Genomic DNA, 23,859 nt, shown 5'->3' on the forward strand with positions numbered 1-23,859 from the left:
CTCGCCTAGAGGCGAAAAAGAGTGTTTACTTAGACGAACACAAATAACTCCCTTGACCATTCCCGCAAACCCACGTAAATTCCATAACCTTATGAACAAGCAATTCCTCCAATCTACTGTTGTGGTGATGAACCGAAAGGCATTGTGGCTAGTCGCCACATCGTGCTGCGGTTGCTGCTTGTCGTAATTCTTTTGCAACCGCGGGCTCTCCGCGGTTGATCTTGTCATACCCTTCCCGGTGAGCCCCATTGATTCAGGGCTCATATGAAAGATTCTACCCATCCGTATTACGGTGCCATGCTGGTGCTGGTATCGTCCGTGGCCTTTTCGTCGAAAGCGATTATGGTCAAGCTGGCTTACGCTTATCATCTTGATGCCGCGACTTTGATCGCTTTGCGGATGGCGTTCGCTATTCCGTTCTTTGCCGGGTTGGGCTGGTGGACGATGCGTCAAGGCGTGCCTATGTCCATGACTGGTAAAGACTGGGTGACGTTGCTGTTGCTCGCGGTGGTCGGTGGTTATGGTTCGATGTGGCTGAACTTTGAAGGTCTGCGTTATGTGTCGGCAGGGCTGGAGCGGGTGATTCTGTTTCTGTATCCAACGCTGGTGGTGGCCATGAGTGCAGTATTCCTTAAACATCACATTAGCCGTCGCGAGTGGTTTGCCATGGTGACCAGTTATGCTGGTGTGGTGCTGGTGGTCTGGCATGATGTTGAGCTGGCCGGGCTGGATTCTGCCGATACACTGTATGGTGCGTGGCTGGTATTGCTGAGCGCTATTGTGTATGCGGGTTATTTACTGGTGAGTGGGCAATTGATCCCCAAATTGGGCGCTAGCCGGTTTACTGCGATGACCATGAGTTTGGCGGCGCTTGCCAGTGCCGTCCATTTTGGCACCAGTGGCTCATTTGACCATGTGACGATGTTGCCTAACGCAGTATATGCGCTGGCCTTTCTGATGGCACTGATTGCGACGGTATTGCCTTCGGTACTGATGAATATGGGCATACACCAGCTCGGTAGCCGCAAGGCAGCATTGATCAGTGCGATTGGGCCGGTGGCGACGATTGTGCTGGCTTACCTGTTTCTGGGCGAGTCACTGTCCTGGATACAGGGGATGGGCACGGCGCTGGTACTGGCCGGGGTGATGGCGGTGAGCCTGGAAAATAAGCCACGCATATCTGCAACAGCCACGGCCAAAGCTTAATCTGTAGTGACAGGTTTTTAGCGATAATTAACGCTTAAGTTGAGCGCTGGCTCGCTTCGGTCTGTTTATCATGTGATTCGTTGCCAATCAAAGAATGGGCCGGGGTCGGTTTTGCGTCCCGGCGCAATATCTGAATGCCCGACAATGTGCCTGATGGCATAACGTTGTCGCAAGGCATTGATCAGTGCTTGCAAGGTGATGTATTGCACATCTTCAAACACCTCAATGTCACTGCCTTCGAGTTCTATGCCGATTGAAAAGTCATTGCAACGTTCGCGGCCCTGCCATTGTGAGAGTCCGGCATGCCAGGCGCGCTGGTTACAGCTCACAAATTGTAATAATTCACCTGTGCGGCGGATGAGAAAGTGTGACGAGACCTTGAGGTGTGCAATCTCGGCATAATAAGGGTGTTCCTGCGGGTCTAACTGGTTGGTGAACAATTGCATAATGCCCGGGCCGCCATAATGGTCGGGCGGCAGGCTGATATTGTGGATGACGATCATATCCACTTCGGCAGGCTGTGGCCGTTCATCCTGGTTGGGCGACAATATATATTGCACCGGGCTGGCGAGGCCAGCGGAGTCAATGTGAATAGCAGAAGCAGATGTTTGCGACATGCGAACATTGTAGGTGAATTTGGGCGAATTGCGTTATGATTCCGCCCGCATGCACACGTTTGTCATGCACATGCGGGGCAGGCGGTGGCCGCATGCGAGATCGATTACCGCCAGACAGGAACAGTCATGGTTTTTCTACAATTATTGCTAATGTTGCTGCTGATTTTGGTGGCGGCTGAAGTCTTTACCAATGCCCTGGAACATTTGGGTGAGCGGCTGGGTATTTCCGAGGGGGTGACCGGCTCTATTTTTGCCGCCGTGGGCACGGCATTGCCAGAGACGCTGGTGCCGTTGCTGGCCATTTTCTCCTACACCTCATCGACCGGCGACAGTCATGCCGGACACGATATCGGTGTCGGCGCCATCTTGGGCGCACCGTTGATGCTGGCGACGCTGTCTATCAGCTTAATGGCGTTCTCGGTGTTGAAGCGTCGTGGTGCGCATGGGCATATCCGTCCTGAGCGTACTGGCCTGATTCGGGACCTCAACTTCTTTATTCTGGCCTTTATTTTCGCCACCATCGCCATGTTTATTCCGCACACCGAAGCGTTGGTGCGTTACGGCATCAGCATCCTGATGATTTTGACCTACTTTGTGTATGTGCTGATGACGATTAAAGCGTCCAAAGGCCTGGTAGAAGAGGGGCATGCGACGGAGGCCGAAGACGTCATGATGTTATCCAGGCTTGGTTTGCCGACCAATATGGTGACGATCGTGCTGCAATTGCTGATTGGTCTGGGCCTGTTGATCGCCGGTGCCAAAGGCTTTATCAACGAGGTCGAAACGGCGGCGGCGATTTTAGGCGTGTCAGCTTTGCTGCTGTCTTTGCTGATTATCCCGATTGCGACCGAGTTACCGGAGAAAGTGAATAGCATTTTGTGGATACGCAAGGGTAAGGATACCCTGGCATTTGGCAATATCACCGGCGCCATGGTGTTTCAGGGTACGTTGTTACCGGCCATCGGCATTATGTTGACTGACTGGGCACCAAGGCAGGAAGTGGCCTTAGGCATCCTGATCACTTTGCTGGCGGCAATCTGGGTACGTTACCGTATTGCCAAAGGCGGCTTGCTGGTGTGGCATTTGCTGGTGAATGGCTTGTTCTACCTGGCCTATCTGGCGATCGTGTTGAGTTAATCAAGCAGATGTTAAAAAGGGCGACTATGCAGTCGCCCTTTTTTATTGGCTATTTTATTCCTCGTCGCCTTCGGTATCGTCCAGGTCGGCATCCTGTTCTTTGGATAGCCCAAGTTTGGACAAGCGATAGCGCAGGGTACGGAAGCTGATGCCTAATAGTTTAGCCGCTGCCGTTTTGTTGTTATTGGTTTTTTCCAGCGCCTGCAAAATAGTGCGTTTTTCAATATCTTCCAGGTAATCAGACAAGCTGATATCCATAGGCAACATGGTGCTACTGCCTGGGGTTGCCTGTGCCATTGGCTGACTTTCACGTGGTGGTGTCGCGGCGAGAATGGCCGGGATTGGCTGGCTGGGCTCTTCCAGGCTGGGGGCATTCCAGGGGAGCACCGGCTTGTCGCTGAGGCTGGCGGGCATCTCATCCAGTGACAGGTCTTCAACCGTAATGGTGACACCGTCACATAATGCCAGCGCACGTTCCAGCATATTTTCAAGTTCACGCACATTGCCATGAAAAGGTAATTGCTGAATATAGACTTTGGCTTCGTCTGCAATGCCGGGGATGCCGATACCCTGCATCAGGCACAACTTGCCTAGCAAGCGTTCAGTCAGCTCGGGGATATCTTCCGGCCGCTCGCGCAAGGACGGCATTTTGAGTTGAATGACGTTCAGGCGGTAGTATAAGTCCTGGCGGAATTCGCCTTTTTCCATCATGGCATTCAGGTTTTTGTGTGTGGCGGAAATAATGCGCACATCCACCGCTTCTTCACTGGTACTACCGACTACGCGTACTTTTTTCTCCTGGATTGCACGCAGCAGTTTTACTTGCATGGCCAGCGGTAAATCTGCGACCTCGTCGAGGAATAACGTGCCGCCGTTGGCCGCCTGGAACAAGCCTAGCGTATCCTGGATGGCCCCGGTAAACGATCCTTTTTTATAACCAAAGAATTCGCTTTCCATCAGGTTCTCGGGAATGGCGCCGCAGTTCACGGCGATAAAGGATTGATCCTTACGCGAGCTGTTGAGGTGGATCAGTCTGGCAGCCAGTTCTTTCCCGCTGCCGGATTCACCGCTGATATAAACGGGTGCCTGGCTACGCGCCAGTTTGGCGATCATGGTGCGCACGTAAGCCATGGCGGGTGACGCGCCAATCAGGTCTACCGTATTGGCGCCCTGCGATTCTTTTTGTGAAGACAGCTTGAGCGCAGACTCTACCAGTGGGCGTAATTGTTTAAGCGAAATCGGCTTGGTGATGTAATCATAAGCGCCCGCTTTTAAGGCAGAAACCGCATTTTCTGCGCTGCCGTAAGCGGTAATTACGGCCACCGGCAGGCCAGGGAATTGCGCATTGATATATTGCACCAGTTCCAGCCCGAGGCCATCTGGCAGCCGCATATCTGTCAGGCACAGGTCATAGCTGAATGAGTTCAACATGTGTTTTGCGTCCGTCACCGAGCTGGCACTTTCTGCCTGTATGCCCATGCGTTCCAGGGTCAGTACCACGAGTTCGCGGATATCAGTCTCGTCATCGACGACCAGGCAGCGATAAGAGTTTGCCATTTAAACGATTGCCTTTTTAACTGTCAGTGAAAATTGCGTGCCATTGGCACTACTGGTGTAATTTAATTTTGCGCCATTGGCTTCGGCCAGTTCGCGGGCGATAAACAAACCCAGGCCGGTGCCGGTTTTTTCCGTGGTCATGAATGGCTCAAACAAGTGCGGTTGAATTTTGGGGTCTAGGCCGCTGCCGTCATCTTTCACGTGCACGTGAATGAATTGACCACTTTTATCGCTCACCACCTTGAGTTGCAAACTTTGGGCATGCTGCTGGCTATGCCGCCAGCCATTTTTACATAAATTCCACAAAATCTGGTTGATATGCCTGCGATCAAACACGATTGCGCTCTCTTTGGCTGGTAGATCCAGCGTAAAGTTGCTGAGGGCTATCTTTTCCACGGCGCAGAATTGCTGGTAGAACTCTTGCACAAAGTGGTTGATATTGAGCTGCTCCTGATTGGTGCGGTCACGGCGGTTGAGTTCCAGCACGTCCTTGATAATTTGATCCAGCCGTTGCACGTTGTCAGAAATGATTTGCAGCATACGCTGCGTGCCAGGTTGCTGCGAGTCTTCCTGCATCAATTGTGTCGCATGGCTGATTGCGCTGAGTGGATTGCGGATTTCGTGCGCGATATTGGCGGTCAGCCTGCCTAATGCCGCCAGTTTCACCTGATGTGCCTGTGTCTGGATTTGTGACCAGTCTTCGATAAAAATCACCACACCATTATCAATGCTTTCAGAAATGGGGTGAAAGCGTATACCCAGGTCGCGGTTATTGATGCCGAGTTTGGTCGCGTCTGTCGCGGCGAGCTTGCTGGCAGGGGAGGATTGCAGTAATTGCATCACGGCAGGCATCAGCTCTGCGAGCGGGGTTTGCAGTTGGATGGCGGCTTGCAGCGTCATTTCTTCCAGCCCTAACAGTTTGCACGCTTGCTGGTTGTAGTGCTTGAGCTGTTGGTGCTGGTCAATCACTAATACGCCGTTCGGCATCTCTTGTGTAATCAGCGCATTGGTTTTGGCCAGGTATTCAATATCCTGGCCGCGCTGCGTTGCGAGGTTTTCGCTGCGTTGCATGCGCGCAGTCAATGTTTGCGCCAGCCAGGCGGTGGCGAAGCAGCTTAAGGAGAGGACGACCGCATTGCTGAAATCATTGAGTGGCAGGTTGCGGTGGATGATCTGGAAGGTGTTTTCGAGCAAGATGCCGATGGTGGCAATGGCGGCATAAAACAGGGCAAAACGGCCATCACTGATCAGGCCGGCAAAAATAATGTTCACAATCAGCAGTAGTCCGATGCCACTCTGGTTGCCTGGCAAAAAGTGCATCATCAGCACTAAAAACACAATATCCAGGCTGGTCTGGATTTTTAATGGCAGGCCGCGCTTGCATTGCAGTGATTCAAAGCTGACGCTGACGGCAATCGCGTACAAAAAGAAAATCAACAGTAACCAGAATGAGAGTGAAGGCTCTGAGGGGGCGTTTCTAAAGTAGGGCCAGAGCTGGCTGCCGAACAGCATGCCTGAGGCGCCCAGGCGGAACAGGCTGTAAAGCCGCAGGTGCTGGCTGTCTGGTGTTTTTTCGAGGGCGGTGATCGTGGTGGCCGTCATGCAACTGACTCCGTGGTCGCGCGGCTGGCGGCGCAGGCGTGACGTGTGTGCGACGGATCGAGCAGGGTGATAGAATTTATTTTTTTGGTCGTCATAAAGGGTGGCCGAACTTTCGCTGCTATCGGGCTTATTCTAACAGTAAATAAATTTAAAACTGATATACTCGCAAGCGACAGGGAGATAAAACGGTGCATATTTCTGTGATGACATCTCATAATTCACAACAATATCGCGAAAAAAGCACGTGCGTCAGTGGCAAACACTGGTGATCTCGGGGAAGAGGATTTGTAGTGGCGAGTGCGCAAGAAATATCGGATTTTTTACGACAGGTTGAAAAGCGGGCATTCAGGCAAACCGCGTATGCGGTGCGTGATGACCATGCTGCGTTGGATATTGTGCAGGACGCCATGTTAAAACTGGCTGATAAATATGCCAGCAAACCGGTTGAAGAATACCCCATGTTGTTCCAGCGTATCCTGCAAAATACCATGCGGGATTACTGGCGTCGGCAGAAGGTGCGTAATCTGTGGACCACGCTGTTTTCGTCTTTCGGCCAGTCTGATGACGAAGATTATGATCCGCTGGAAACCATAGAGGTGGAAAGTGCTGACGGTGACCCTTCTGATCAATTGGAGCGGTCGCAAATCATGGCCCTGATCGAAAAGGCATTGGCAAAATTACCTTTACGTCAACGAGAAGCATTCGTGCTGCGTTATTGGGAAGAGTTGGATGTTGCTGAAACGGCATCGGTCATGGGGTGTTCAGAAGGAAGTGTTAAAACGCATTGCTCAAGAGCGGTCAGTGCGTTATCTACATTGTTAGAGCAAGCCGGGATCGGAACCCGCAAGTTACAAAAGAAGGAGTAAAGCCATGAGGAAACAACGTCATCCAGAAGACGACTTGCCTACCCCTCTGCGCGAAGGTGTTGAGTGGCTGAAGCAAGATGATCGGCCTTTGTCGGCTGAGGTAGAAGCCCGCCTGGCAGAAGCGCGACAGGCTGCATTGGCGAAATTTGCACAATCAAGCCAGTCTGGGCATGCTTGGGCAGATGCCTTGTCCTGGGCCTCTTTCGGCCATCCGCGGATGGCCGGTATGGCGGCCTTGTCTGTATTTTTTGCGGTCGGGCTATTTGTCCTGTCCGCCAGCAATAACGATGATGCGATGTTGTTGAGCGATGACTTGCCTATCGAGGCTTTTGTCGATAGCGGATTCGACGCCTGGCAATATTCAGAAAATATTTGAGTGGCCAGCTGGATTGAAAGCAAAACTTGGCGGGATGAAGAAAATAATGTGTCAATGGAACAATGAGAAATGATGCGAAATCATTCTGTTTTATTAGGGTGGATAGTATTAGCGGTGTGTGGAAGCGGTGGCTTGTCGATGCATGCCAGTGCGGCTGATCATGATTCTGGCCAGCGCTGGCTGGCGATGGCGGATATCGGTGCGATCAAGAATGATCTGTCACCTGCTGATCCTGCTGCCAATGTGACGTGGTCGCACCTGACTGATCAGCAGCGCGCCGTGTTATCGCCTTTGGGTGGTGAGTGGGATACGCTACGCCCATGGCAGCGCGAGAAAATGCTGGATATTGCCAAAGAATACCCCAAGATGGATGCGCAGAAACAGCAGCGCATTCAGCATCAATTGGTGAAATGGAGCCGCATGACGCCGTATGAGCGTGAAAATGCGCGCAAGCGTTATCAGCAGTTTCAGAGTTTGAGCCCTGAGAAAAAAGACGTGCTACGCAAGCAGTGGAAAGAGCATAAGCAAAAAGCTGCGATTACTGAGGGTTATGATCCTGAGTTTGATGGTGCTGAACATTAGTTAGCCTGTGGTGGCGTTAAATGAAATGCGCTGACAATAAAAAAACCCGCGAATCTCGCGGGTTTTTTTATTGTATTCGGTTGACGATTAATTGGCTTCGTCGCCCAGTGTTTTGCTCATTGACAGCCCAGTCAGCACAATGCCACCGTCGTTGTGTGAGGTCAGGGTGCTGTAGTTATGTTCCATCCATTTTTTGATGCGTCTGGCATCGCCGATACGGGTCAGTTTGCCAACAGAATCCAGCAACACCAGAATCAGCGGCTCGCCAGCAATGGTCGCCTGCATCACCAGGCAGCGCCCAGCTTCGCTGATATAACCTGTTTTTGATAAGCCAATTTCCCAGCTGCTGTTGGTGCTTTCACGTACCAGCGCATTGGTGTTGTGGAAGTGTATAGGCTGGCGTCTGCTGCCGACATTCAGGTCGTAGTCAGAAGTCGTCGTGATTTGGCGAATCAATGGGTATTGATACGCCGCGTGCACCATTTTTGCCAGGTCCATGGCCGTAGACACGTTGTTGCTGGTGAGGCCGGTAGAGTCTTCAAAATGGGTGTTCATCATACCCAGGCTGGCCGCCTTGGCATTCATGTCTTGAATAAAGCGCGCTTTGCCGCCCGGGTAGTTGGTGGCCAGCGCAGAGGCGGCGCGATTTTCTGAAGCGATCAATGCCAGGTTCAGCATATCTTCACGCGTCATGGTCGTGCCAACCGGCAGGCGTGAAGAGGTGCCTTTCAGGTAATCCACGTCCATTTCAGTAATGGAGACCTGGTCATTCAAATTCAGTTTTGCATCTAGCACCACCATGGCAGTCATCAGTTTAGTCACTGAGGCGATGGGTGTCGGCGTATCCAGATTTTTGGAATAAATGATTTCGTGCGTGTTCTGGTTCATCACCAGCGCTTTGGTGGAGGCGATGGACAGGTTGCCATGGCTACCGGATTTACCTTCGAAAGAATCAAACATTTCTGCATCAATCGCAGGTCTGGCTGATTTTCTGGCATGTGCATGCAGTTTAACCGGACGCATGGATTTGGTTTTGTCCGGGTTGACGCGGTATTGTGAGGATCGCGTGCTGTATTTCTTGCTCTTGGCGGCAGAAACAGTCTGTTTTTTAGAAGGTGACTTTGCTATGGCTTGACCCGCAGGTGCAAAAGCGATGGAACACATTAGCAACACTTTAAGGCAATGCTTGTAAAAACTCATAATCAACCTTCCGAAAACCCGACTCATTATTGCCCAGTTATTATTCAGAGTCAATCACTTATCGCAATTTTTTCGTGTAAAAAATTAAACCGCTTTTTGACTTATCTGAATAAGTTTTGGCGCGTTTCGCAGACTGTGGCACAATAATTATCTACTAAACTTTTGATTTTTAAATCATATGTCAGCAGGCTTGAAATACTTCTTTTCTAAAGACCACACGTGGGCTGCTCAGTCCGAAGATGGGGCATGGTTGGTCGGGATTACTGATTACGCACAGAATATGCTGGGTGATGTGGTGTTTGTGGATCCGCCAAAAGTCGGCCAGTCCGTGGAGCAATTCAGTGTGTGTGGCTTGATTGAGTCGGTCAAAACAGGCTCAGATATTTATGCGCCTTTGTCCGGTGTGGTGCAGGCCATTAATGAAGAAGCACTGTCTTCGCCGGAGAAGATCAACGATCATCCGTACGCCACCTGGTTATTCAAGCTGGCGCCTGATGCCAGTGGAGTGGCGTCTTTGCTTGACCAGGCGGCTTACGACGCGCAGCTCTAAATCACTGCGCTTTTAGCGCAGCGGCTACTCTACTTTTCTGATTTTGAGTGTCGGTTCGGCGTAGAGCAAATCCGCCAAGTGTAATGTCACCATTTTGCCCGGTTGTGCTTGTTTACCAAGTGTCAGCATAGGGTGATGTATGTTGAGGTCGCGGCTGGCTAATCCCAGAAAAAACAGCATAGTCAGCATAAATGGTAATTTGAGTGAGAGTTGTTGCATATCGTGCTCCTTAAAGTCTTTTCAATTCAAATACATCGCTGTGCTTTTGGTGATTTGTAACGCGAATCAGGTATAATTTGCACTTGGTGAAATTTTTCCAGCAAGTTGCCCTTCAGGTTGTGTTAACAAATGCCTATCTACGATTTTCAATGTACAGCGTGTGGTTACCAGCAAGAGCTGATGCGCAAGGTGTCCGCGCCTTCTGTTGAGGCGTGCCCCAAGTGTGCGCAAGAGACATTTAGCAAGCAGGTGTCTGCTCCTAATTTTCAACTGACCGGTAGTGGCTGGTACGCGACCGATTTCAAAAACAAGCCGGCAACAAGCAGCAGTAAATCCACAGAATCTGCCACAACGACCGAGGCTGCCAAGTGCAACCCAGGTTGTGCCTGCCATTAAAAAACAAGACGCATGAAAAAATATTTCATTACAGGTTTGCTGGTACTGGTCCCATTATTTATTACGGTGTGGGTGCTCAAAACTTTAGTGCAAACACTGGACCAAAGTTTGCTGTTGCTGCCGGTTGCATGGCGCCCGGAAGCCTTGCTTGGTGTGGATATTCCGGGCTTTGGTGTCATATTGACCGTGGCGATTGTGCTGGCGACTGGCCTGGTGGCAACCAATATCTTCGGCCAGCAGTTGATCGAGTTGTGGGAAGGCTTGCTGATCCGCGTGCCAGTCGTTAAATCCATTTATTCCAGCGTCAAGCAAGTGTCTGACACGCTGTTCTCGGATTCCGGCAATGCATTCCGCCAGGCATTGTTGATTCAGTATCCACGCCAGGGTGTGTGGACCATTGCCTTTCTGACCGGTACGCCGGGTGGCGATGTGGCGAATCACTTGCAGGGCGAGTATGTGAGTGTGTATGTGCCGACTACACCTAACCCGACATCAGGTTTCTTCCTGATGCTACCCAAGTCTGATGTGGTCGCGCTCGACATGAGTGTGGATCAGGCCTTGAAATACATCATCAGCATGGGTACAGTGGCGCCCTTGCCTAAACATCATTAACCGCAACACCACTTTAACTTTATAAAATTATTATGATGCGTACACATTATTGCGGTCACCTGAACCGCGAACATATCGGACAAACCGTGACACTGTGTGGCTGGGCCCACCGTCGTCGCGACCACGGGGGCGTGATTTTTATTGATTTGCGTGATCGCGAAGGCCTGGCGCAAATTGTGATTGACCCGGATACCAAAGACGCATTCGCCATTGCTGAAACCGTACGTAGCGAGTTTGTCTTGCGTGTGGTGTGTAAAGTGCGCGCGCGCCCTGAAGGCACCGTTAACCCGAACTTGCCTACCGGTGAAGTCGAGATGCTGGCGACTGAAATTGAAGTGTTGAACGCTTCACTGACGCCACCATTCATGCTAGATGACGACAACCTGACCGAGACTGTGCGTTTGGAGCACCGTTATATCGACCTGCGTCGCCCTGCCATGCAGAAAAACCTTATGTTGCGTTACAAGGTGGCGAAAAACCTGCGTGACTATCTGGATGACAACGGTTTTATCGAAGTTGAAACACCCATGTTGACACGTTCGACACCTGAAGGTGCGCGTGATTACCTGGTGCCATCCCGCGTACATCACGGCATGTTCTTTGCCTTGCCGCAATCGCCGCAGTTGTTTAAACAATTGTTGATGGTGTCCGGTTTTGACCGTTACTTCCAGATCACCAAATGTTTCCGTGACGAAGATTTGCGTGCGGACCGTCAGCCAGAATTCACCCAGGTCGATATTGAAACTTCCTTCCTGGAAGAAAATGAAATCATGGATATCGTCGAAGAGATGATCCGCCGCATGCTGAAAAAAATTCAGGATGTCGATCTGCCTGCCAAATTCCCACGCATGCCTTTCTCTGAAGCGATGAACCGTTACGGTTCAGATAAGCCAGACATGCGCGTGACACTGGAAATCACCGAACTCAGTGATGTGATGAAAGATGTAGACTTTAAAGTGTTTGCCGGTGCCGCCAATATGGCCGGTGGCCGTGTCGCCGCGATCCGCGTGCCTAATGGCGCGGCGATCAGCCGTTCCGAAATCGATGCTTATACCGAGTTCGTGAAAATTTATGGTGCCAAAGGTCTGGCTTATATCAAGATCAACGACATCACCAAACTGAATGAAGAGGGCCTGCAAAGCCCGATCGTGAAGAACATTCACGTCAATGCGCTGCAAGCCATTATTGAACGTACAGGCGCGCAAAACGGCGACATCGTCTTCTTCGGTGCCGATAAAGCTAAAGTCGTGAACGAAGCCCTGGGTGCCTTGCGTACCAAGGTTGGTCACGAAAAAGGCCATGTCGATGGCCGTCAGTGGGCGCCGTTGTGGGTAGTGGATTTCCCGATGTTCGAGCACGATGAAGACGGTGATCGTTGGGTGGCCTTGCATCATCCGTTCACTGCGCCTAAAGATGGCCACGAAGATTTGCTGGTCAGCAATCCAGGCGCTTGCTTGTCTAAAGCCTATGACATGGTGTTAAACGGCTGGGAAGTGGGCGGCGGTTCTGTGCGTATCCACAAACAAGACATTCAGTCTAAAGTGTTTGATGCATTGAAAATCAGCAAGGAAGAAGCGCAAGAGAAGTTCGGCTTCTTGCTGGATGCATTGCAGTACGGGGCACCTCCGCACGGTGGTCTGGCTTTTGGCCTAGATCGCCTGGTGACTTTGATGGCAGGTGCCGAGTCTATCCGTGACGTGATTGCTTTCCCGAAAACCCAGCGCGCGCAATGTCTGATGACCAATGCGCCGAACGAGGTCGACGAGAAACAATTGCGCGAATTACATATTCGCGTACGTCAGCAAAACGCAGCTGGCAGCTAAGCCTGGCTGGCTTGTGTGACAACTCACACGAACTCTTTAAACGCGTCTGCCTTGGGTGGGCGCGTTTTTTATTGGCGGTAACCGTATGATTAATTTGAGTGCGCATATTAGAACGATTGCCGATTATCCGAAAGCGGGCATCCAGTTTCGCGATATCACGACCTTACTCAAGGATCCGTTGGCATTTAATGCTACGATTGATGCGCTGGCCTTGCGTTATGCGGATGTCGTGCTGGATAAGGTGGTCGGTATTGAGGCGCGCGGGTTTATTGTCGGTGCCGCCCTTGCCAGTCGCTTGAAGCTGGGATTTGTGCCGGTGCGTAAGCCTGGTAAATTGCCAGCCAGTGTCATTCGGCAGTCTTATGCGCTTGAGTACGGTGAAGATGCGCTGGAGTTGCATGCCGATGCGATTGTTGTCGGTGAGCGTGTGTTGCTGATTGATGATTTGATTGCAACTGGCGGCACGGCGCTGGCCGCGGTTGGCTTGATTCGTCAACTGGGTGGTGTGGTAGAGCATGCCGGCTTCGTTATTGACTTGCCTGCTTTGTCCGGCATGCAACATTTGCAGGCCAGTGGCGTCCAAACGTTTGCCCTGTGTCAATTTGAAGGACACTGATTTTTGTACTATATTGCGCAGACGCTTCGCATACACTTTTGATACGGCACTAAATAGATTGGAAAATCATGCCATTGACAGGAATTGATCACGTCAACTTTCGCACCGATCGCGACACCATGCATTTGTTGCGTGACTTTTATTGCGACGTGTTGGGCTTGACGGTAGGTAAACGGGTGGCCAGTACGACTTATGGCTACTGGCTCTATATTGGCAGGCAGGCTGTGGTACACCTGGCTGAGTATAAAACGGCCGAGCCGCCGCAACTGCATGTGCATGGTGTCTATGACCATGTTTCATTCAACTGTAACGATATGGATGCGATGGAAGCCAATCTGCAAGCGCGGGGCGTGACTTATACCACACGTATCCTGGCCAATGGTATCCGCCAGATCAATATGCGCGACCCGGCGGGCAATGGCGTGGAATTAAACTTTTCCGAATATGCAGACCCGAACTACGAGATGCGGCCTTCAGGTGACCCAAGCAAGATTTGATCGCGAGTGTGATGTGCATCACATATTCTGATGGTTAAAGCATAAGAAAATCCTTTTCATGCAAATGAAATCAATAATCAGCAGATGGGGAAATGTATGAAGAAAACATGGGTGATGATGTTAGGTGTGTTGGCCTTTGGGTTGACCGGTTTGGCGCAGGCAGAAGCTGATCCAAAATTATGGGCGGTGGTCAAAGAGGCGTTCTTTCCCAAGCGCGATATTCAGGAAGTCGACTTTCTTAAAATTGAAGCGCCGCGCCGCGCCGAGAGCGGTGCACAAGTGCCGGTGACGTTTATCTATGACAAGGCAGCGGCTAATGGTGTGGTGCTGAAGAAACTGTATGTCATTGTCGATGCCAACCCGATTCAACTGGCCTCGACCTACCATTTAACCGACATGCTGAACGGCTTTCAGATGGCAACCCGTATCCGCCAGGAAACGGATTCTTTTGTCCGGTTGATTGGTGAAACGGCCGATGGCAAGCTGTATATGGGCAAGCGTGAAATCCGCGCCGCGGGTGGCTGTGGCGGTACCGTGGATAATAATGAAGCCGAGGTGCGCGCGGCCGCCGGCAAAATTAAATTGAACGTGGATGCGCCCAAGTTTGGTGAACCAGCCACGGCAACCTTCAATATTCGCCACGTCATGCGTACCGGCTTACAGCGCGACCTGGTCTCACAAGGTTATGTGCCTGCGTTTTATATCAATAAAACGACTTTTACCTACAACGGTAAAGAAGTGATGACGGTAGATGTCGGTGTGGGGACCAGTGAAGATCCTTATATGAAATTCAGTTTTATTCCAGACGCGCCTGGCAAGCTGGAGGTGGTGGCCACCGATAATGAAGGTAAAACCTTTACGCAAACGTTGGATGTCCACAGCTAGATGAAATGTTGCAGATCAGGCCTCTTTTAGAGGCCTTTTTTGTTTTATGGCAAATGACTGTTTAATCGCAGTGCTAAAATAACCGCTTTAGGAAAGGGGACAAAATGAAAAGTTTTCGTAAGGAACTGTGGTTTAACATTTCAGCGCGTATGGATTTCAAGAATATTACGCAGGATGTGGTGGCGTGTGTACGCGAGAGTGGCGTGAGAGAAGGTCTGGTGTTGATCAACGCCATGCATATTTCTGCCAGTGTATTTATTAACGACGACGAGCGCGGCCTGCACCATGACTACAAAGTGTGGCTGGAAAAACTGGCGCCACATGAGCCGGTGAGTGGCTACCGTCACAATGATACCGGCGAGGATAATGCCGATGCCCATATCAAACGCCAGATCATGGGTCGCGAGGTGGTGGTGGCGATTACTGAAGGCCAGCTGGATTTTGGCCCTTGGGAACAGATTTTTTACGGTGAATTTGATGGCCGTCGTAATAAGCGTGTGCTGGTAAAAATTATCGGTGAGTAAATGCAAACACTGCGTGTTGAAATGGAAATACGGTAATGAAGTCTCCTGAGTTATTAGCCCCTGCGGGTGATCTCGATCGCATGCGTACGGCCTTTGATTATGGTGCGGATGCGGTGTATGCCGGTCAGCCGCGCTACAGCCTGCGGGTGCGTGAAAATGATTTCTCGATGCAGAATCTGGCCATTGGTATTCAGGAGGCGCATGCGCGAGGCAAAAAGTTTTTTGTCGCCAGCAATATTTCGCCGCACAACGCCAAGGTCAAAACCTATATGCGCGACATGGCGCCGGTGATAGAAATGCAGCCGGATGCGCTGATTATGGCCGACCCTGGCCTGATCATGATGGTGCGCGAGCAATGGCCGGAGATGCCTATTCATCTATCCGTGCAGGCCAACGCAGTCAATTACGCCTCGGTCAAATTCTGGCAGCGCATGGGGCTGACGCGCGTGATTCTGTCACGTGAATTATCCCTCGATGAAATTGCCGAAATCCGCCAGGAGTGCCCAGAGATGGAACTGGAAGTATTTGTACACGGTGCGTTGTGTATTGCCTATTCTGGCCGTTGTTTGCTGTCTGGCTATTTCAATTCGCGTGACCCTAACCAAGGCACTTGTACTAACAGTTGCCGTTGGGATTACAAAGTGCACGACGCGCAGCCGGATGCGGCAGGCGTGATCCGCTTGAAGGAGTTTGATTTTCAGGCGGAATTGGAGAAATCCAGTTTATCTTCTTGTGGCTCATTACCGCGGCATCCGGCGGCCGAGCAGGTCTACCTGATTGAAGAAAAGAGCCGCCCCGGTGAGCTGCTGCCTATCATGGAGGACGAGCACGGCACCTATATCATGAACAGTAAAGACCTGCGTGCGATTGAGCATGTGGAAAAACTGATTGCGCTGGGCGTGGATTCGCTCAAGATCGAGGGCCGCACCAAGTCACGTTACTACGTGGCTCGCACCAGCCAGAACTATCGCCAGGCGATTGATGATGCCGTGGCGGGGCGCCCGTTTGACTGGCGTTTGCTGGGCGAGTTGGAAAACCTGGCTAACCGTGGTTATACCGATGGTTTTTACCAGCGTCACCATACTGCCGAGCACCAGAATTACGTACAAGGGCATTCCAGCGCCAACCGAAGTTTATATGTCGGTGATGTCGTGGATTACGATGTCGAGCGCGGTCTTGCCTCGATTCAGGCACGTAATAAATTTGCCGTGGGAGATAGATTGCAATTAATCCACCCCAGCGGTAATCGCGATATTGTGGTTGAGCAGTTGTTCGATAAACGGGGTGAACCCGTACAGCAAGCCGCAGGCAGCGGCCATTTCGTGAAATTGCCAATTGCCGCCACGGCCTTGCATAATGCAATGGTCGCCAGGTATTTGAGTTAATCAGCGATCGACGCCATACAAAAGCCTAAGGGGAGCAGTGCTCCCTTTTTTGCTATGTTATGGCAGCTGGCAAATCAGCTATGGATATAACTTTCCAGTTGCTTGATAAGCTCTTGCTGGTAGCTGATGGTTTCTTTGAGGATGTCGCCAATTGACAGCATGCCCAGCATTTTTCCATTGTCGACCACAGGCAGGTGGCGGATGCGTTTTTCCAGCATAGTGCTCATGGCCGATTCCACCATCTCTGCCGGTTTGCCGGTAATCACCTTCTCGGTCATGACTTCGCTGATGGTGGTGGTTTTGGATGAGCGGCCTTTGAGGATCACTTCGCGTGCATAGTCTCGTTCAGAGAAAATGCCGACCAGTTCGCCATCCTTGATCACCGCCAGTGCGCCGATCTGGTATTCCGCCAGGATGACCAATGCATCGTACACCGGTCGGTTGGGCGCAATACTGATGATGCCTTGGTGTGTTTTATGAGAGAGTACTTGTTGAAGCGTCTTCATCACTTCCTCCTTTCATAGGGCACGGATAGTTAATATACACCGATGTGGTAATTAGTAACATATTTGTTTCACTTGAATTCGACCCCTTGACATAATTAGCTAGCTAACTATAATGCAGCTAATTATGTTGCAACTTAGAGATCTCCCTACCCAAGAAATTTTGCAGCGGTTTGCCCAACGGTACCCCGCAGCAGATGTGACGGCCATTGCCAGCTTTTTAATGCTGCTGCGGGTGGCGACTGATTTGTCCGTGGCGCTGGACGCCTGCCTGAGCAAGCATGATTTGCTGCAAGGCCGTTGGTGGGTGCTGATTTTACTTATGCGCGAAGCTGACCTGACATCTACGCCTTCAGTGCTGGCGGAAAAGCTGGGCGTGACGCGTGCAACCATGACCGGTTTACTCGACGGCCTTGAGCAGGGCGGCCTTGTACAGCGTATCTCTGTGCCTGAAGACCGGCGTAGTGTCAAAATCCAGCTCACTGCAGCAGGCCAGGCCAAACTGGATGCCGTGATGCCGGATTACTACACACGCTTACGGTTGTGCATGCAGGGCTTAAGTGAGCAGCAACGCAATGATTTGCAAGCGATTTTAGGTGTGATAGACCACGGGATGTCTGCCTGGGATTTTAATCAGTAAATTCAATTTTTAATGAAGGAGTTTCACCATGGCAACTGTTGTAGATACTTTAATCGCATTGAACCAGCAATTTGACGCCGCGTTTAACAGCAAAAATGCCCAGGCGATTGCGGCCTTGTATGCCAATGACGCGATTGTGATGCCAGCACCGGCCGGTCAGGTGGTTAAAGGTCGCCAGGCAGTGGCCGAGTTTTTCGGTGGCTTGATTGAGGCTGGCGTGATTGAACATGCGCTGACCATGAAAGAAGCGGTGGTGACTGACACGCTGGCAACACAAACCGGTAATTGGGCAGGTGCCTTGATCGGCGAAGATGGCGTCAAGCAGCAGTTTGGCGGCAATGTGCAGGTTGTTTTCCAGAAACAAGCGGATGGCCAATGGCTGGCTGTGACACATATCTGGAATTAATGCACAGGGAACATACTTCGATGGAACAAGGCTCATGGATCAACTGATCAAACAACGTTCGCAAGCGCTGACCGCGCTGCTGGTACTCACCATCATCTGGGGTTATAACTGGGTGGTGATGAAGAGTGCGCTGCAATATGCCGGGCCGTTCCAGTTTGCGGCCATGCGTACGTTTTTTGGTGCGCTGGTGTTGTTCCTGGTGTTGTATGTGACGCGCCGCCCCATGGGCTTAACCGAGTTTCCGACCATGCTGCTGTTGGGCATTTTGCAGAATGTCGGTTTTACTGGTGTGCTTATGTGGGCGCTGGTAGAGGGAGGCGCGGGCAAAACGGCCGTGCTGACCTATACCATGCCGTTCTGGACCTTGCTGTTTGCCTGGCCGATGCTGGGTGAACGTGTGCACGGCTGGCAATGGCTGGCGGTGATTGCTGCGGTGCTCGGCATGCTGTTTATTTTCGATCCGCTACACATCCGCGCGGATAGTTTTAGTATGTTGCTGGCAGTGTTGTCTGGCGTGTCATGGGCGTTGTCGGCCATCATGACCAAGCAGTTGCACAGGCGCCATCCAAGCTTGGACTTGATCAACCTGACGGCATGGCCGATGTTGCTGGGTTCCTTGCCCATGGTGCTGATCGCCTGGCTGGTGCCTGCGCCAGCGATAGACTGGTCGCCTTATTTGATCGGTGCCGTATTGTTTAATGTGGTGTTGTGTGGTGCGCTGGCCTGGTTATTATGGCTGTTTGCCTTGCAGCGGCTGCCTGCTGGCGTGGCGAGTATGGCCTCCATGCTGGCGCCGGTGATAGGCGTGATTGCGGCCTGGATACAGTTGAACGAAGTGCCGGATCATCTGGAAATGATAGGGATGGCGTTGATTATCTTTTCGCTCAGCCTGATTTCCATCCTCATGATGCGACCCGGTTACGGCAAAAGCCAATAATTGAAGCCGGCTTTATAAAAGGTCTGACATTGTCAGGCCTTTTTTGTTGTGTGCGACGGTCGTTTGGTGATCGGGCGGCTGTGGTAAAATCAGCGGCTTAAATTACTTCAACAACGTTGTTAAAAAATACAAGGAAGCACTATGGCTGGGCATAGTAAATGGGCCAATATTCAGCACCGTAAAGGCCGTCAGGACGCCAAACGCGGCAAAATCTTTACCAAGCTGATCAAGGAAATCACGGTTTCTGCACGTATGGGCGGCGGCGATACTGCCATGAACCCGCGTTTGCGTGCGGCGGTGGCCGCGGCTAAAGAAGAGAATATGCCTTCAGACAATATCACGCGTGCCATTAAAAAAGGTACGGGCGAACTGGAAGGCGTGAGTTATGAAGAGATCCGTTATGAAGGCTATGGCATCAATGGTGCCGCCATCATTATTGATTGCCTGACCGATAACCGCCAGCGCGCCGTCATGGACGTGCGTCATGCCTTAACCAAGCATGGTGGCAATCTGGGCACCGATGGCAGCGTGGCGTTTATGTTCAAGCACTGTGGCCAATTGGTGTTTGAGCCAGGAGTCTCCGAAGATGCGGTGATGGAAGTCGCGCTCGAAGCAGGCGCAGAAGATGTGATTGCAGATGAAGACGGCAGTATTGAAGTGGTCACTGCACCAAACGACTTTGTCACAGTGAAAGAGGCGCTGGAAGCGGCTGGGCTGAAAGCCGTGATGGCGCAAGTCACAATGAAGTCACTTAATGAAGTGGTTTTTACCGGTGATGATGCAGTCAAAATGCAAAAAATCCTCGATATGCTGGAAGACCTGGATGACGTGCAGGATGTGTACACTTCTGCCGTGATTGAAGAGGTTTAATTGGTGCGGTTCGCTGGCATGTGGTCAACAGCTTGCTAATGGCCGTGCACCGCATATTGGGCATAGACCCCGGCTTAAGAGTGACCGGCTTTGGTGTGATCGAAGCGGTGGATGGCAAGTTATCGTATGTCACCAGCGGTGTGATTAAAACGGCTTCTGCTAAAAAGAGTGCAGAGGGCGAGCCAGAAAAAGAAGCCTTGCCGGAGCGCCTCAAAGTGATCCTGGATGGTTTGTTTGAGGTGATCGCCACCTATCAGCCGACACAAGTAGCGATTGAAAAAGTCTTTGTGAACGTCAACCCGCAATCGACCTTGTTGCTGGGGCAGGCGCGTGGCGCGGCGATTTCAGCAGCCGTGATCCGGCAATTGCCGGTGGCCGAATATACGGCGTTGCAGGTGAAGCAGGCTGTGGTCGGTAATGGCCATGCACAAAAAGAGCAAGTGCAGGAGATGGTCAAACGCTTGCTCAAATTACCTGCAACCCCCAGTCCGGATTCAGCAGACGCATTAGCGTGTGCCATCTGTCATGCGCATGGTGGGCAGGGCCTGGGGGCATTGGCCACCACTGGTTTAAGAGTCAGAAATGGAAGATTAATATGATTGCGCGTTTGCAAGGCCGTTTGCTGGAAAAGTCGCCGCCCCTGATTGTGATTGATTGCAATGGCGTCGGCTACGAGGTGGAAGTGCCCATGAGCACTTTCTACAACTTGCCTGAGCTGGGCCAGCCGGTGCAAATATTGACGCATATGGTGGTGCGTGAAGATGCGCAATTGCTGTATGGGTTTGGCAGCGAGCAGGAGAAAAATACCTTCAAGCAATTGCTGAAGGTAAACGGTATTGGTGCCAAGTCTGCGCTGTCTATTCTCAGTGGCGTCAGCGTCAATGATTTAATGCTGGCCGTCAGCCAGCAAGAAGTCTCATTACTCACGCGTATTCCTGGCATCGGCAAAAAAACCGCCGAGCGTTTGCTGCTGGAGCTCAAAGACAAGTTTGTCTTGACTGGCTCTACTTCGGCGCAGCCTTCGGCTAAAGCGGCCACGGACGATATTCTCAATGCGCTGGTGGCGCTGGGTTATAACGAGCGTGAAGCCTCTGCGACCGTCAAATTGTTGGAGCCAGGCATCAGTGTCAGCGATGGTATACGCCAGGCTTTGAAGTATCTGGCCAAGTGAGGCATCGCGGTCAATAGCCATGGTCTGTAATAGTCAAACGCCGCATGGTATCATGACAAAAAATAACTTCTCCCAGTGACTGACAATACGCGACCGGCAATGAGGTTTTTTGTTGATTAAATTTGCTTTGCACTTCATTACCGACCACCCATGATTGAAACTGATAGACTCGTCGCTCCTGCCACTGCCAGCACCCAAGAAGAGGCGCTGGAACGTGCATTGCGCCCCAAAGTACTGGATGAGTATGTGGGGCAGGAAAAAGCGCGCGGTCAACTCGAAATTTTTATCAATGCCGCCCGTGGCCGCCAGGAAGCGCTGGATCATGTGCTGCTGTTCGGCCCGCCCGGTCTCGGTAAAACCACGCTTGCCCATATTATTGCCAAAGAAATGGGCGTCAATCTGCGCATGACTTCGGGCCCGGTGCTGGAGCGTGCTGGCGATCTGGCCGCGTTGCTGACCAATCTTGAACCTAACGATGTCCTGTTTATTGACGAAATCCACCGCCTAAGCCCGGTGGTTGAAGAGATTTTGTACCCAGCCATGGAAGATTACCGGCTGGATATCATGATCGGCGAAGGCCCAGCCGCGCGCAGTGTGCGCCTGGATTTGCCGCCCTTTACGCTGGTGGGTGCCACCACGCGTGCCGGTATGCTGACCAACCCTTTGCGTGACCGTTTTGGTATCGTTGCACGCCTCGAATTTTACAGCCATGACGAATTGGCCAAGATTGTCAGCCGTTCTGCCAACTTGCTTGAAGTCGAGATGCAGCAGGCGGGCGCTTCTGAAATTGCGCGCCGCGCTCGCGGCACACCACGTATTGCCAACCGTTTGCTACGCCGCGTGCGCGATTACGCGCAGGTGAAGTCTGATGGCGTGGTGACGGATAAAGTGGCGGACGCAGCGTTGAAAATGCTGGATGTCGATCAGCAGGGGCTGGACGTGATGGACCGTAAACTGTTGCAGGCCGTGGTTGAAAAATTTGGTGGCGGACCGGTGGGGCTGGATAACCTGGCGGCGGCCATTGGTGAAGAGCGCGATACGATTGAGGATGTACTGGAACCTTATTTGATTCAGCAAGGCTATATCATGCGCACGCCGCGCGGGCGTGTGGCCACCCTGATGACTTATCAGCATTTTGGCCTGAAAGCCCCTGCCAGCATGACCTCTGGCGAGCTGTGGCAAAGCGCCGGGCAATAATATGTTTGTGTGGCCGGTGCGTGTGTATTACGAAGATACCGATGCGGGTGGCGTGGTGTATCACAGCCGCTACCTGAACTTTATGGAGCGCGCGCGGACAGAATGGTTGCGCGCGGCGGGTTTTGCCCAGGCTGCGTTAAAGCAACAAGAGCAGGTGCTGTTTGTGGTACACAGCATGCAACTGCAATTTAAAAAACCAGCCAGGCTGGATGACCAGTTACAGGTAGTATCACGCTTGATCGAGATGAAGCGTGGCAGTTTTAGCTGCCAGCAGCAGATTACGTGTGGCGAAACGATTTTAATAGAGGCGCAGGTCAAGGTGGCTTGCGTGGATGCGGATTCATTTAAACCAACGGGTATTCCGGCCCGGCTCAAAATTGCACTGGAGTCTTCATGAATGTAGCGAACGATATGTCGATTTTTACCCTGGTGAGTGGGGCCAGTTTGCCAGTCCAACTGGTGATGCTGATCCTGCTGCTGACCTCACTGGTCTCCTGGTGGTATATCTTCATTAAAGTATTTTCATTGAAGGCTGCCAATGAAAATGTAGACCAGTTTGAGGCGCAGTTCTGGTCCGGTGGTGACTTGAACGAATTGTATGAGCGTATTACTGCAGGCAGAAAAACGCCACAAGGCATGGCCAGTATTTTCCAGGCCGGTCTCAAGGAGTTTATCCGCTACAAACAGCAAAAAGATACCGAAGTGAGTGACGTGATGGAAGCCACACGCCGCGCCATGCGTGCCTCGTATAACCGTGAACTGGATTACCTGGATTCGCATTTGCCATTCCTTGCGTCAGTCGGTTCCGTCAGCCCTTACATCGGCCTGTTTGGCACGGTATGGGGCATTATGAACGCGTTCCGTGGTTTGTCTAATGTGGCGCAAGCCACCTTGAGCCAGGTGGCGCCAGGCATTGCTGAAGCGCTGGTGGCGACGGCGATCGGCCTGTTTGCGGCGATTCCGGCCGTGATTGCCTATAACCGCTTTGCAGCAGGGGTTGACCGTCTGTCCGTGCGCTACGAGAGCTTTATCGAAGAATTTACCAACATTTTGCAACGTAGAGCCTGATTGGAGTCGCGATGAGCAGAACGCGTAAACGGCGCATGATGAACCAGATTAACGTCGTGCCTTACATCGACGTGACGCTGGTGTTGCTGGTGATTTTTATGGTGACCGCCCCCATGACCAATCCTGGCATGGTGGAGTTGCCCAAAGTTGGCCAGGCGCTTAAGCAAAGTGGCGACCCGATTGTGGTGACCGTGCAAAAAGAGGGCACCGTTCTCATGGATGGCAAGGAAATGCAGCGCGACGACATGCTGGCATTGATCCGCCAGCGGTTGGCAGAGGCGGAAAAGCCTGTGGTCGTGTCTGCTGACAAGAACACGCCTTATGGTGAAGTGGTGTCAGTCATGGATTTATTGAAACAGGCGCAAGTGAACCAGGTTGGCTTGTTGTTTCAAAACGAAAAGTAAGCGGTTAGTGATT

30 protein-coding genes are annotated in these 23,859 nt (G+C 51.7%); 24 read left to right on the forward strand and 6 right to left on the reverse strand.

All coding sequences use genetic code 11. The features are described from left to right. Positions 1-264 precede the first annotated feature (264 nt). Positions 265-1,206 (forward strand): DMT family transporter, encoded by a 942-nt coding sequence (locus tag B3355_RS12595; RefSeq protein ID WP_292784540.1) that lies wholly within the window; start codon positions 265-267, stop codon positions 1,204-1,206. Positions 1,207-1,274: 68 nt separating this feature from the next. Here B3355_RS12595 and ampD read toward each other — a convergent pair whose 3' ends face one another. Beyond that, positions 1,275-1,823 (reverse strand): 1,6-anhydro-N-acetylmuramyl-L-alanine amidase AmpD, encoded by a 549-nt coding sequence (gene ampD / locus B3355_RS12600; protein ID WP_292784543.1) that lies wholly within the window; start codon positions 1,821-1,823, stop codon positions 1,275-1,277. A 126-nt stretch (positions 1,824-1,949) separates the two neighbouring features. Here ampD and B3355_RS12605 point away from each other — a divergent pair, with 126 nt between their 5' ends. Next, a complete protein-coding gene (locus B3355_RS12605) occupies positions 1,950-2,960 on the forward strand; it encodes a sodium:calcium antiporter (protein ID WP_029512458.1) in 1,011 nt (336 codons plus the stop codon). Positions 2,961-3,014: 54 nt separating this feature from the next. On the opposite strand, the gene B3355_RS12610 is transcribed toward B3355_RS12605, so the two are convergent. After that, a complete protein-coding gene (locus B3355_RS12610) occupies positions 3,015-4,517 on the reverse strand; it encodes a sigma-54-dependent transcriptional regulator (RefSeq protein ID WP_292784547.1) in 1,503 nt (500 codons plus the stop codon). Further along, positions 4,518-6,119 carry a two-component system sensor histidine kinase NtrB gene (locus B3355_RS12615; RefSeq protein ID WP_292784550.1) on the reverse strand — a complete coding sequence of 534 codons (1,602 nt, stop codon included), beginning with the start codon at positions 6,117-6,119 and terminating at the stop codon, positions 4,518-4,520. 290 nt (positions 6,120-6,409) lie between these two features. On the opposite strand from B3355_RS12615, the gene B3355_RS12620 reads away from it, so the two are divergent. The 3 genes from B3355_RS12620 (at position 6,410) to B3355_RS12630 (ending at position 7,943) form a co-directional block, all read left to right on the forward strand. Further along, on the forward strand, positions 6,410-6,985 hold the full coding sequence (locus tag B3355_RS12620) for an RNA polymerase sigma factor (RefSeq protein WP_029512457.1): 576 nt from the start codon (positions 6,410-6,412) through the stop codon (positions 6,983-6,985). Positions 6,986-6,989: 4 nt separating this feature from the next. Next, positions 6,990-7,361 carry a DUF3619 family protein gene (locus tag B3355_RS12625; RefSeq protein WP_292784553.1) on the forward strand — a complete coding sequence of 124 codons (372 nt, stop codon included), beginning with the start codon at positions 6,990-6,992 and terminating at the stop codon, positions 7,359-7,361. A 138-nt stretch (positions 7,362-7,499) separates the two neighbouring features. Next, on the forward strand, positions 7,500-7,943 hold the full coding sequence (locus B3355_RS12630; RefSeq protein ID WP_019883671.1) for a DUF3106 domain-containing protein: 444 nt from the start codon (positions 7,500-7,502) through the stop codon (positions 7,941-7,943). Between the two features lie 87 nt (positions 7,944-8,030). On the opposite strand, the gene pbpG is transcribed toward B3355_RS12630, so the two are convergent. After that, the gene (gene pbpG / locus B3355_RS12635) at positions 8,031-9,107 is read right to left on the reverse strand and encodes a D-alanyl-D-alanine endopeptidase (RefSeq protein WP_024930888.1); all 1,077 of its coding nucleotides are present in this window, start codon (positions 9,105-9,107) and stop codon (positions 8,031-8,033) included. Between the two features lie 214 nt (positions 9,108-9,321). Between pbpG and B3355_RS12640 the strand changes: the two genes are divergently transcribed. After that, positions 9,322-9,693: a glycine cleavage system protein H gene (locus tag B3355_RS12640; protein WP_024930887.1), complete on the forward strand. Its 372-nt coding sequence runs from the start codon at positions 9,322-9,324 to the stop codon at positions 9,691-9,693. Between the two features lie 24 nt (positions 9,694-9,717). On the opposite strand, the gene B3355_RS12645 is transcribed toward B3355_RS12640, so the two are convergent. After that, positions 9,718-9,912, reverse strand: a complete 195-nt coding sequence (locus B3355_RS12645; RefSeq protein ID WP_019883668.1) for a hypothetical protein — start codon at positions 9,910-9,912, stop codon at positions 9,718-9,720. 129 nt (positions 9,913-10,041) lie between these two features. Here B3355_RS12645 and B3355_RS12650 point away from each other — a divergent pair, with 129 nt between their 5' ends. From B3355_RS12650 to yegQ, 8 genes are all read left to right on the forward strand, one after another. After that, positions 10,042-10,308 carry an FmdB family zinc ribbon protein gene (locus tag B3355_RS12650; protein ID WP_019883667.1) on the forward strand — a complete coding sequence of 89 codons (267 nt, stop codon included), beginning with the start codon at positions 10,042-10,044 and terminating at the stop codon, positions 10,306-10,308. Between the two features lie 12 nt (positions 10,309-10,320). Next, complete coding sequence (locus B3355_RS12655) at positions 10,321-10,920, forward strand: DUF502 domain-containing protein (RefSeq protein ID WP_047515892.1); 600 nt, start codon at positions 10,321-10,323, stop codon at positions 10,918-10,920. Between the two features lie 32 nt (positions 10,921-10,952). Next, positions 10,953-12,743 carry an aspartate--tRNA ligase gene (aspS, locus tag B3355_RS12660; protein ID WP_292784561.1) on the forward strand — a complete coding sequence of 597 codons (1,791 nt, stop codon included), beginning with the start codon at positions 10,953-10,955 and terminating at the stop codon, positions 12,741-12,743. Between the two features lie 85 nt (positions 12,744-12,828). Then, positions 12,829-13,359: an adenine phosphoribosyltransferase gene (locus tag B3355_RS12665; protein WP_292784564.1), complete on the forward strand. Its 531-nt coding sequence runs from the start codon at positions 12,829-12,831 to the stop codon at positions 13,357-13,359. Between the two features lie 68 nt (positions 13,360-13,427). After that, positions 13,428-13,856 (forward strand): VOC family protein, encoded by a 429-nt coding sequence (locus B3355_RS12670; protein WP_292784567.1) that lies wholly within the window; start codon positions 13,428-13,430, stop codon positions 13,854-13,856. A 96-nt stretch (positions 13,857-13,952) separates the two neighbouring features. After that, the gene (locus tag B3355_RS12675) at positions 13,953-14,741 is read left to right on the forward strand and encodes a quinoprotein dehydrogenase-associated SoxYZ-like carrier (protein ID WP_292784570.1); all 789 of its coding nucleotides are present in this window, start codon (positions 13,953-13,955) and stop codon (positions 14,739-14,741) included. 104 nt (positions 14,742-14,845) lie between these two features. Continuing rightward, positions 14,846-15,265, forward strand: coding sequence for a secondary thiamine-phosphate synthase enzyme YjbQ (locus tag B3355_RS12680; RefSeq protein WP_024930884.1), 420 nt, complete (start codon positions 14,846-14,848; stop codon positions 15,263-15,265). A gap of 35 nt (positions 15,266-15,300) precedes the next feature. Next, the gene (gene yegQ / locus B3355_RS12685) at positions 15,301-16,650 is read left to right on the forward strand and encodes a tRNA 5-hydroxyuridine modification protein YegQ (protein ID WP_292784573.1); all 1,350 of its coding nucleotides are present in this window, start codon (positions 15,301-15,303) and stop codon (positions 16,648-16,650) included. Between the two features lie 74 nt (positions 16,651-16,724). Here yegQ and B3355_RS12690 read toward each other — a convergent pair whose 3' ends face one another. After that, complete coding sequence (locus B3355_RS12690) at positions 16,725-17,156, reverse strand: CBS domain-containing protein (protein ID WP_019883659.1); 432 nt, start codon at positions 17,154-17,156, stop codon at positions 16,725-16,727. Between the two features lie 124 nt (positions 17,157-17,280). On the opposite strand from B3355_RS12690, the gene B3355_RS12695 reads away from it, so the two are divergent. From B3355_RS12695 to B3355_RS12740, 10 genes are all read left to right on the forward strand, one after another. Further along, on the forward strand, positions 17,281-17,793 hold the full coding sequence (locus tag B3355_RS12695; RefSeq protein WP_292784577.1) for a MarR family winged helix-turn-helix transcriptional regulator: 513 nt from the start codon (positions 17,281-17,283) through the stop codon (positions 17,791-17,793). 28 nt (positions 17,794-17,821) lie between these two features. Continuing rightward, a complete protein-coding gene (locus tag B3355_RS12700; protein ID WP_019883657.1) occupies positions 17,822-18,199 on the forward strand; it encodes a YybH family protein in 378 nt (125 codons plus the stop codon). A 34-nt stretch (positions 18,200-18,233) separates the two neighbouring features. Continuing rightward, a complete protein-coding gene (locus tag B3355_RS12705; protein ID WP_019883656.1) occupies positions 18,234-19,136 on the forward strand; it encodes a DMT family transporter in 903 nt (300 codons plus the stop codon). 141 nt (positions 19,137-19,277) lie between these two features. Beyond that, entirely contained in the window at positions 19,278-20,006 is a 729-nt protein-coding gene (locus B3355_RS12710; protein ID WP_047515902.1) for a YebC/PmpR family DNA-binding transcriptional regulator, read from the forward strand. Between the two features lie 38 nt (positions 20,007-20,044). Next, positions 20,045-20,605 (forward strand): crossover junction endodeoxyribonuclease RuvC, encoded by a 561-nt coding sequence (ruvC, locus tag B3355_RS12715; RefSeq protein WP_024930879.1) that lies wholly within the window; start codon positions 20,045-20,047, stop codon positions 20,603-20,605. Then, positions 20,602-21,177, forward strand: a complete 576-nt coding sequence (gene ruvA / locus B3355_RS12720; RefSeq protein ID WP_292784584.1) for a Holliday junction branch migration protein RuvA — start codon at positions 20,602-20,604, stop codon at positions 21,175-21,177. The genes ruvC and ruvA overlap by 4 nt, the downstream gene beginning before the upstream one ends. A 150-nt stretch (positions 21,178-21,327) precedes the next feature. Continuing rightward, positions 21,328-22,374 (forward strand): Holliday junction branch migration DNA helicase RuvB, encoded by a 1,047-nt coding sequence (ruvB, locus tag B3355_RS12725; protein ID WP_024930877.1) that lies wholly within the window; start codon positions 21,328-21,330, stop codon positions 22,372-22,374. Between the two features lies 1 nt (position 22,375). Beyond that, on the forward strand, positions 22,376-22,771 hold the full coding sequence (ybgC, locus tag B3355_RS12730) for a tol-pal system-associated acyl-CoA thioesterase (protein WP_292784586.1): 396 nt from the start codon (positions 22,376-22,378) through the stop codon (positions 22,769-22,771). Then, positions 22,768-23,442, forward strand: a complete 675-nt coding sequence (gene tolQ, locus B3355_RS12735; RefSeq protein WP_019883648.1) for a protein TolQ — start codon at positions 22,768-22,770, stop codon at positions 23,440-23,442. The genes ybgC and tolQ overlap by 4 nt, the downstream gene beginning before the upstream one ends. A gap of 11 nt (positions 23,443-23,453) precedes the next feature. Next, complete coding sequence (locus tag B3355_RS12740; RefSeq protein WP_019883647.1) at positions 23,454-23,846, forward strand: ExbD/TolR family protein; 393 nt, start codon at positions 23,454-23,456, stop codon at positions 23,844-23,846. The last annotated feature ends 13 nt before the right edge of the window (positions 23,847-23,859 follow it).

Origin of the sequence: Methylophilus sp. UBA6697, from assembly GCF_002454655.1 — a bacterium.
Lineage (GTDB): Bacteria > Pseudomonadota > Gammaproteobacteria > Burkholderiales > Methylophilaceae > Methylophilus.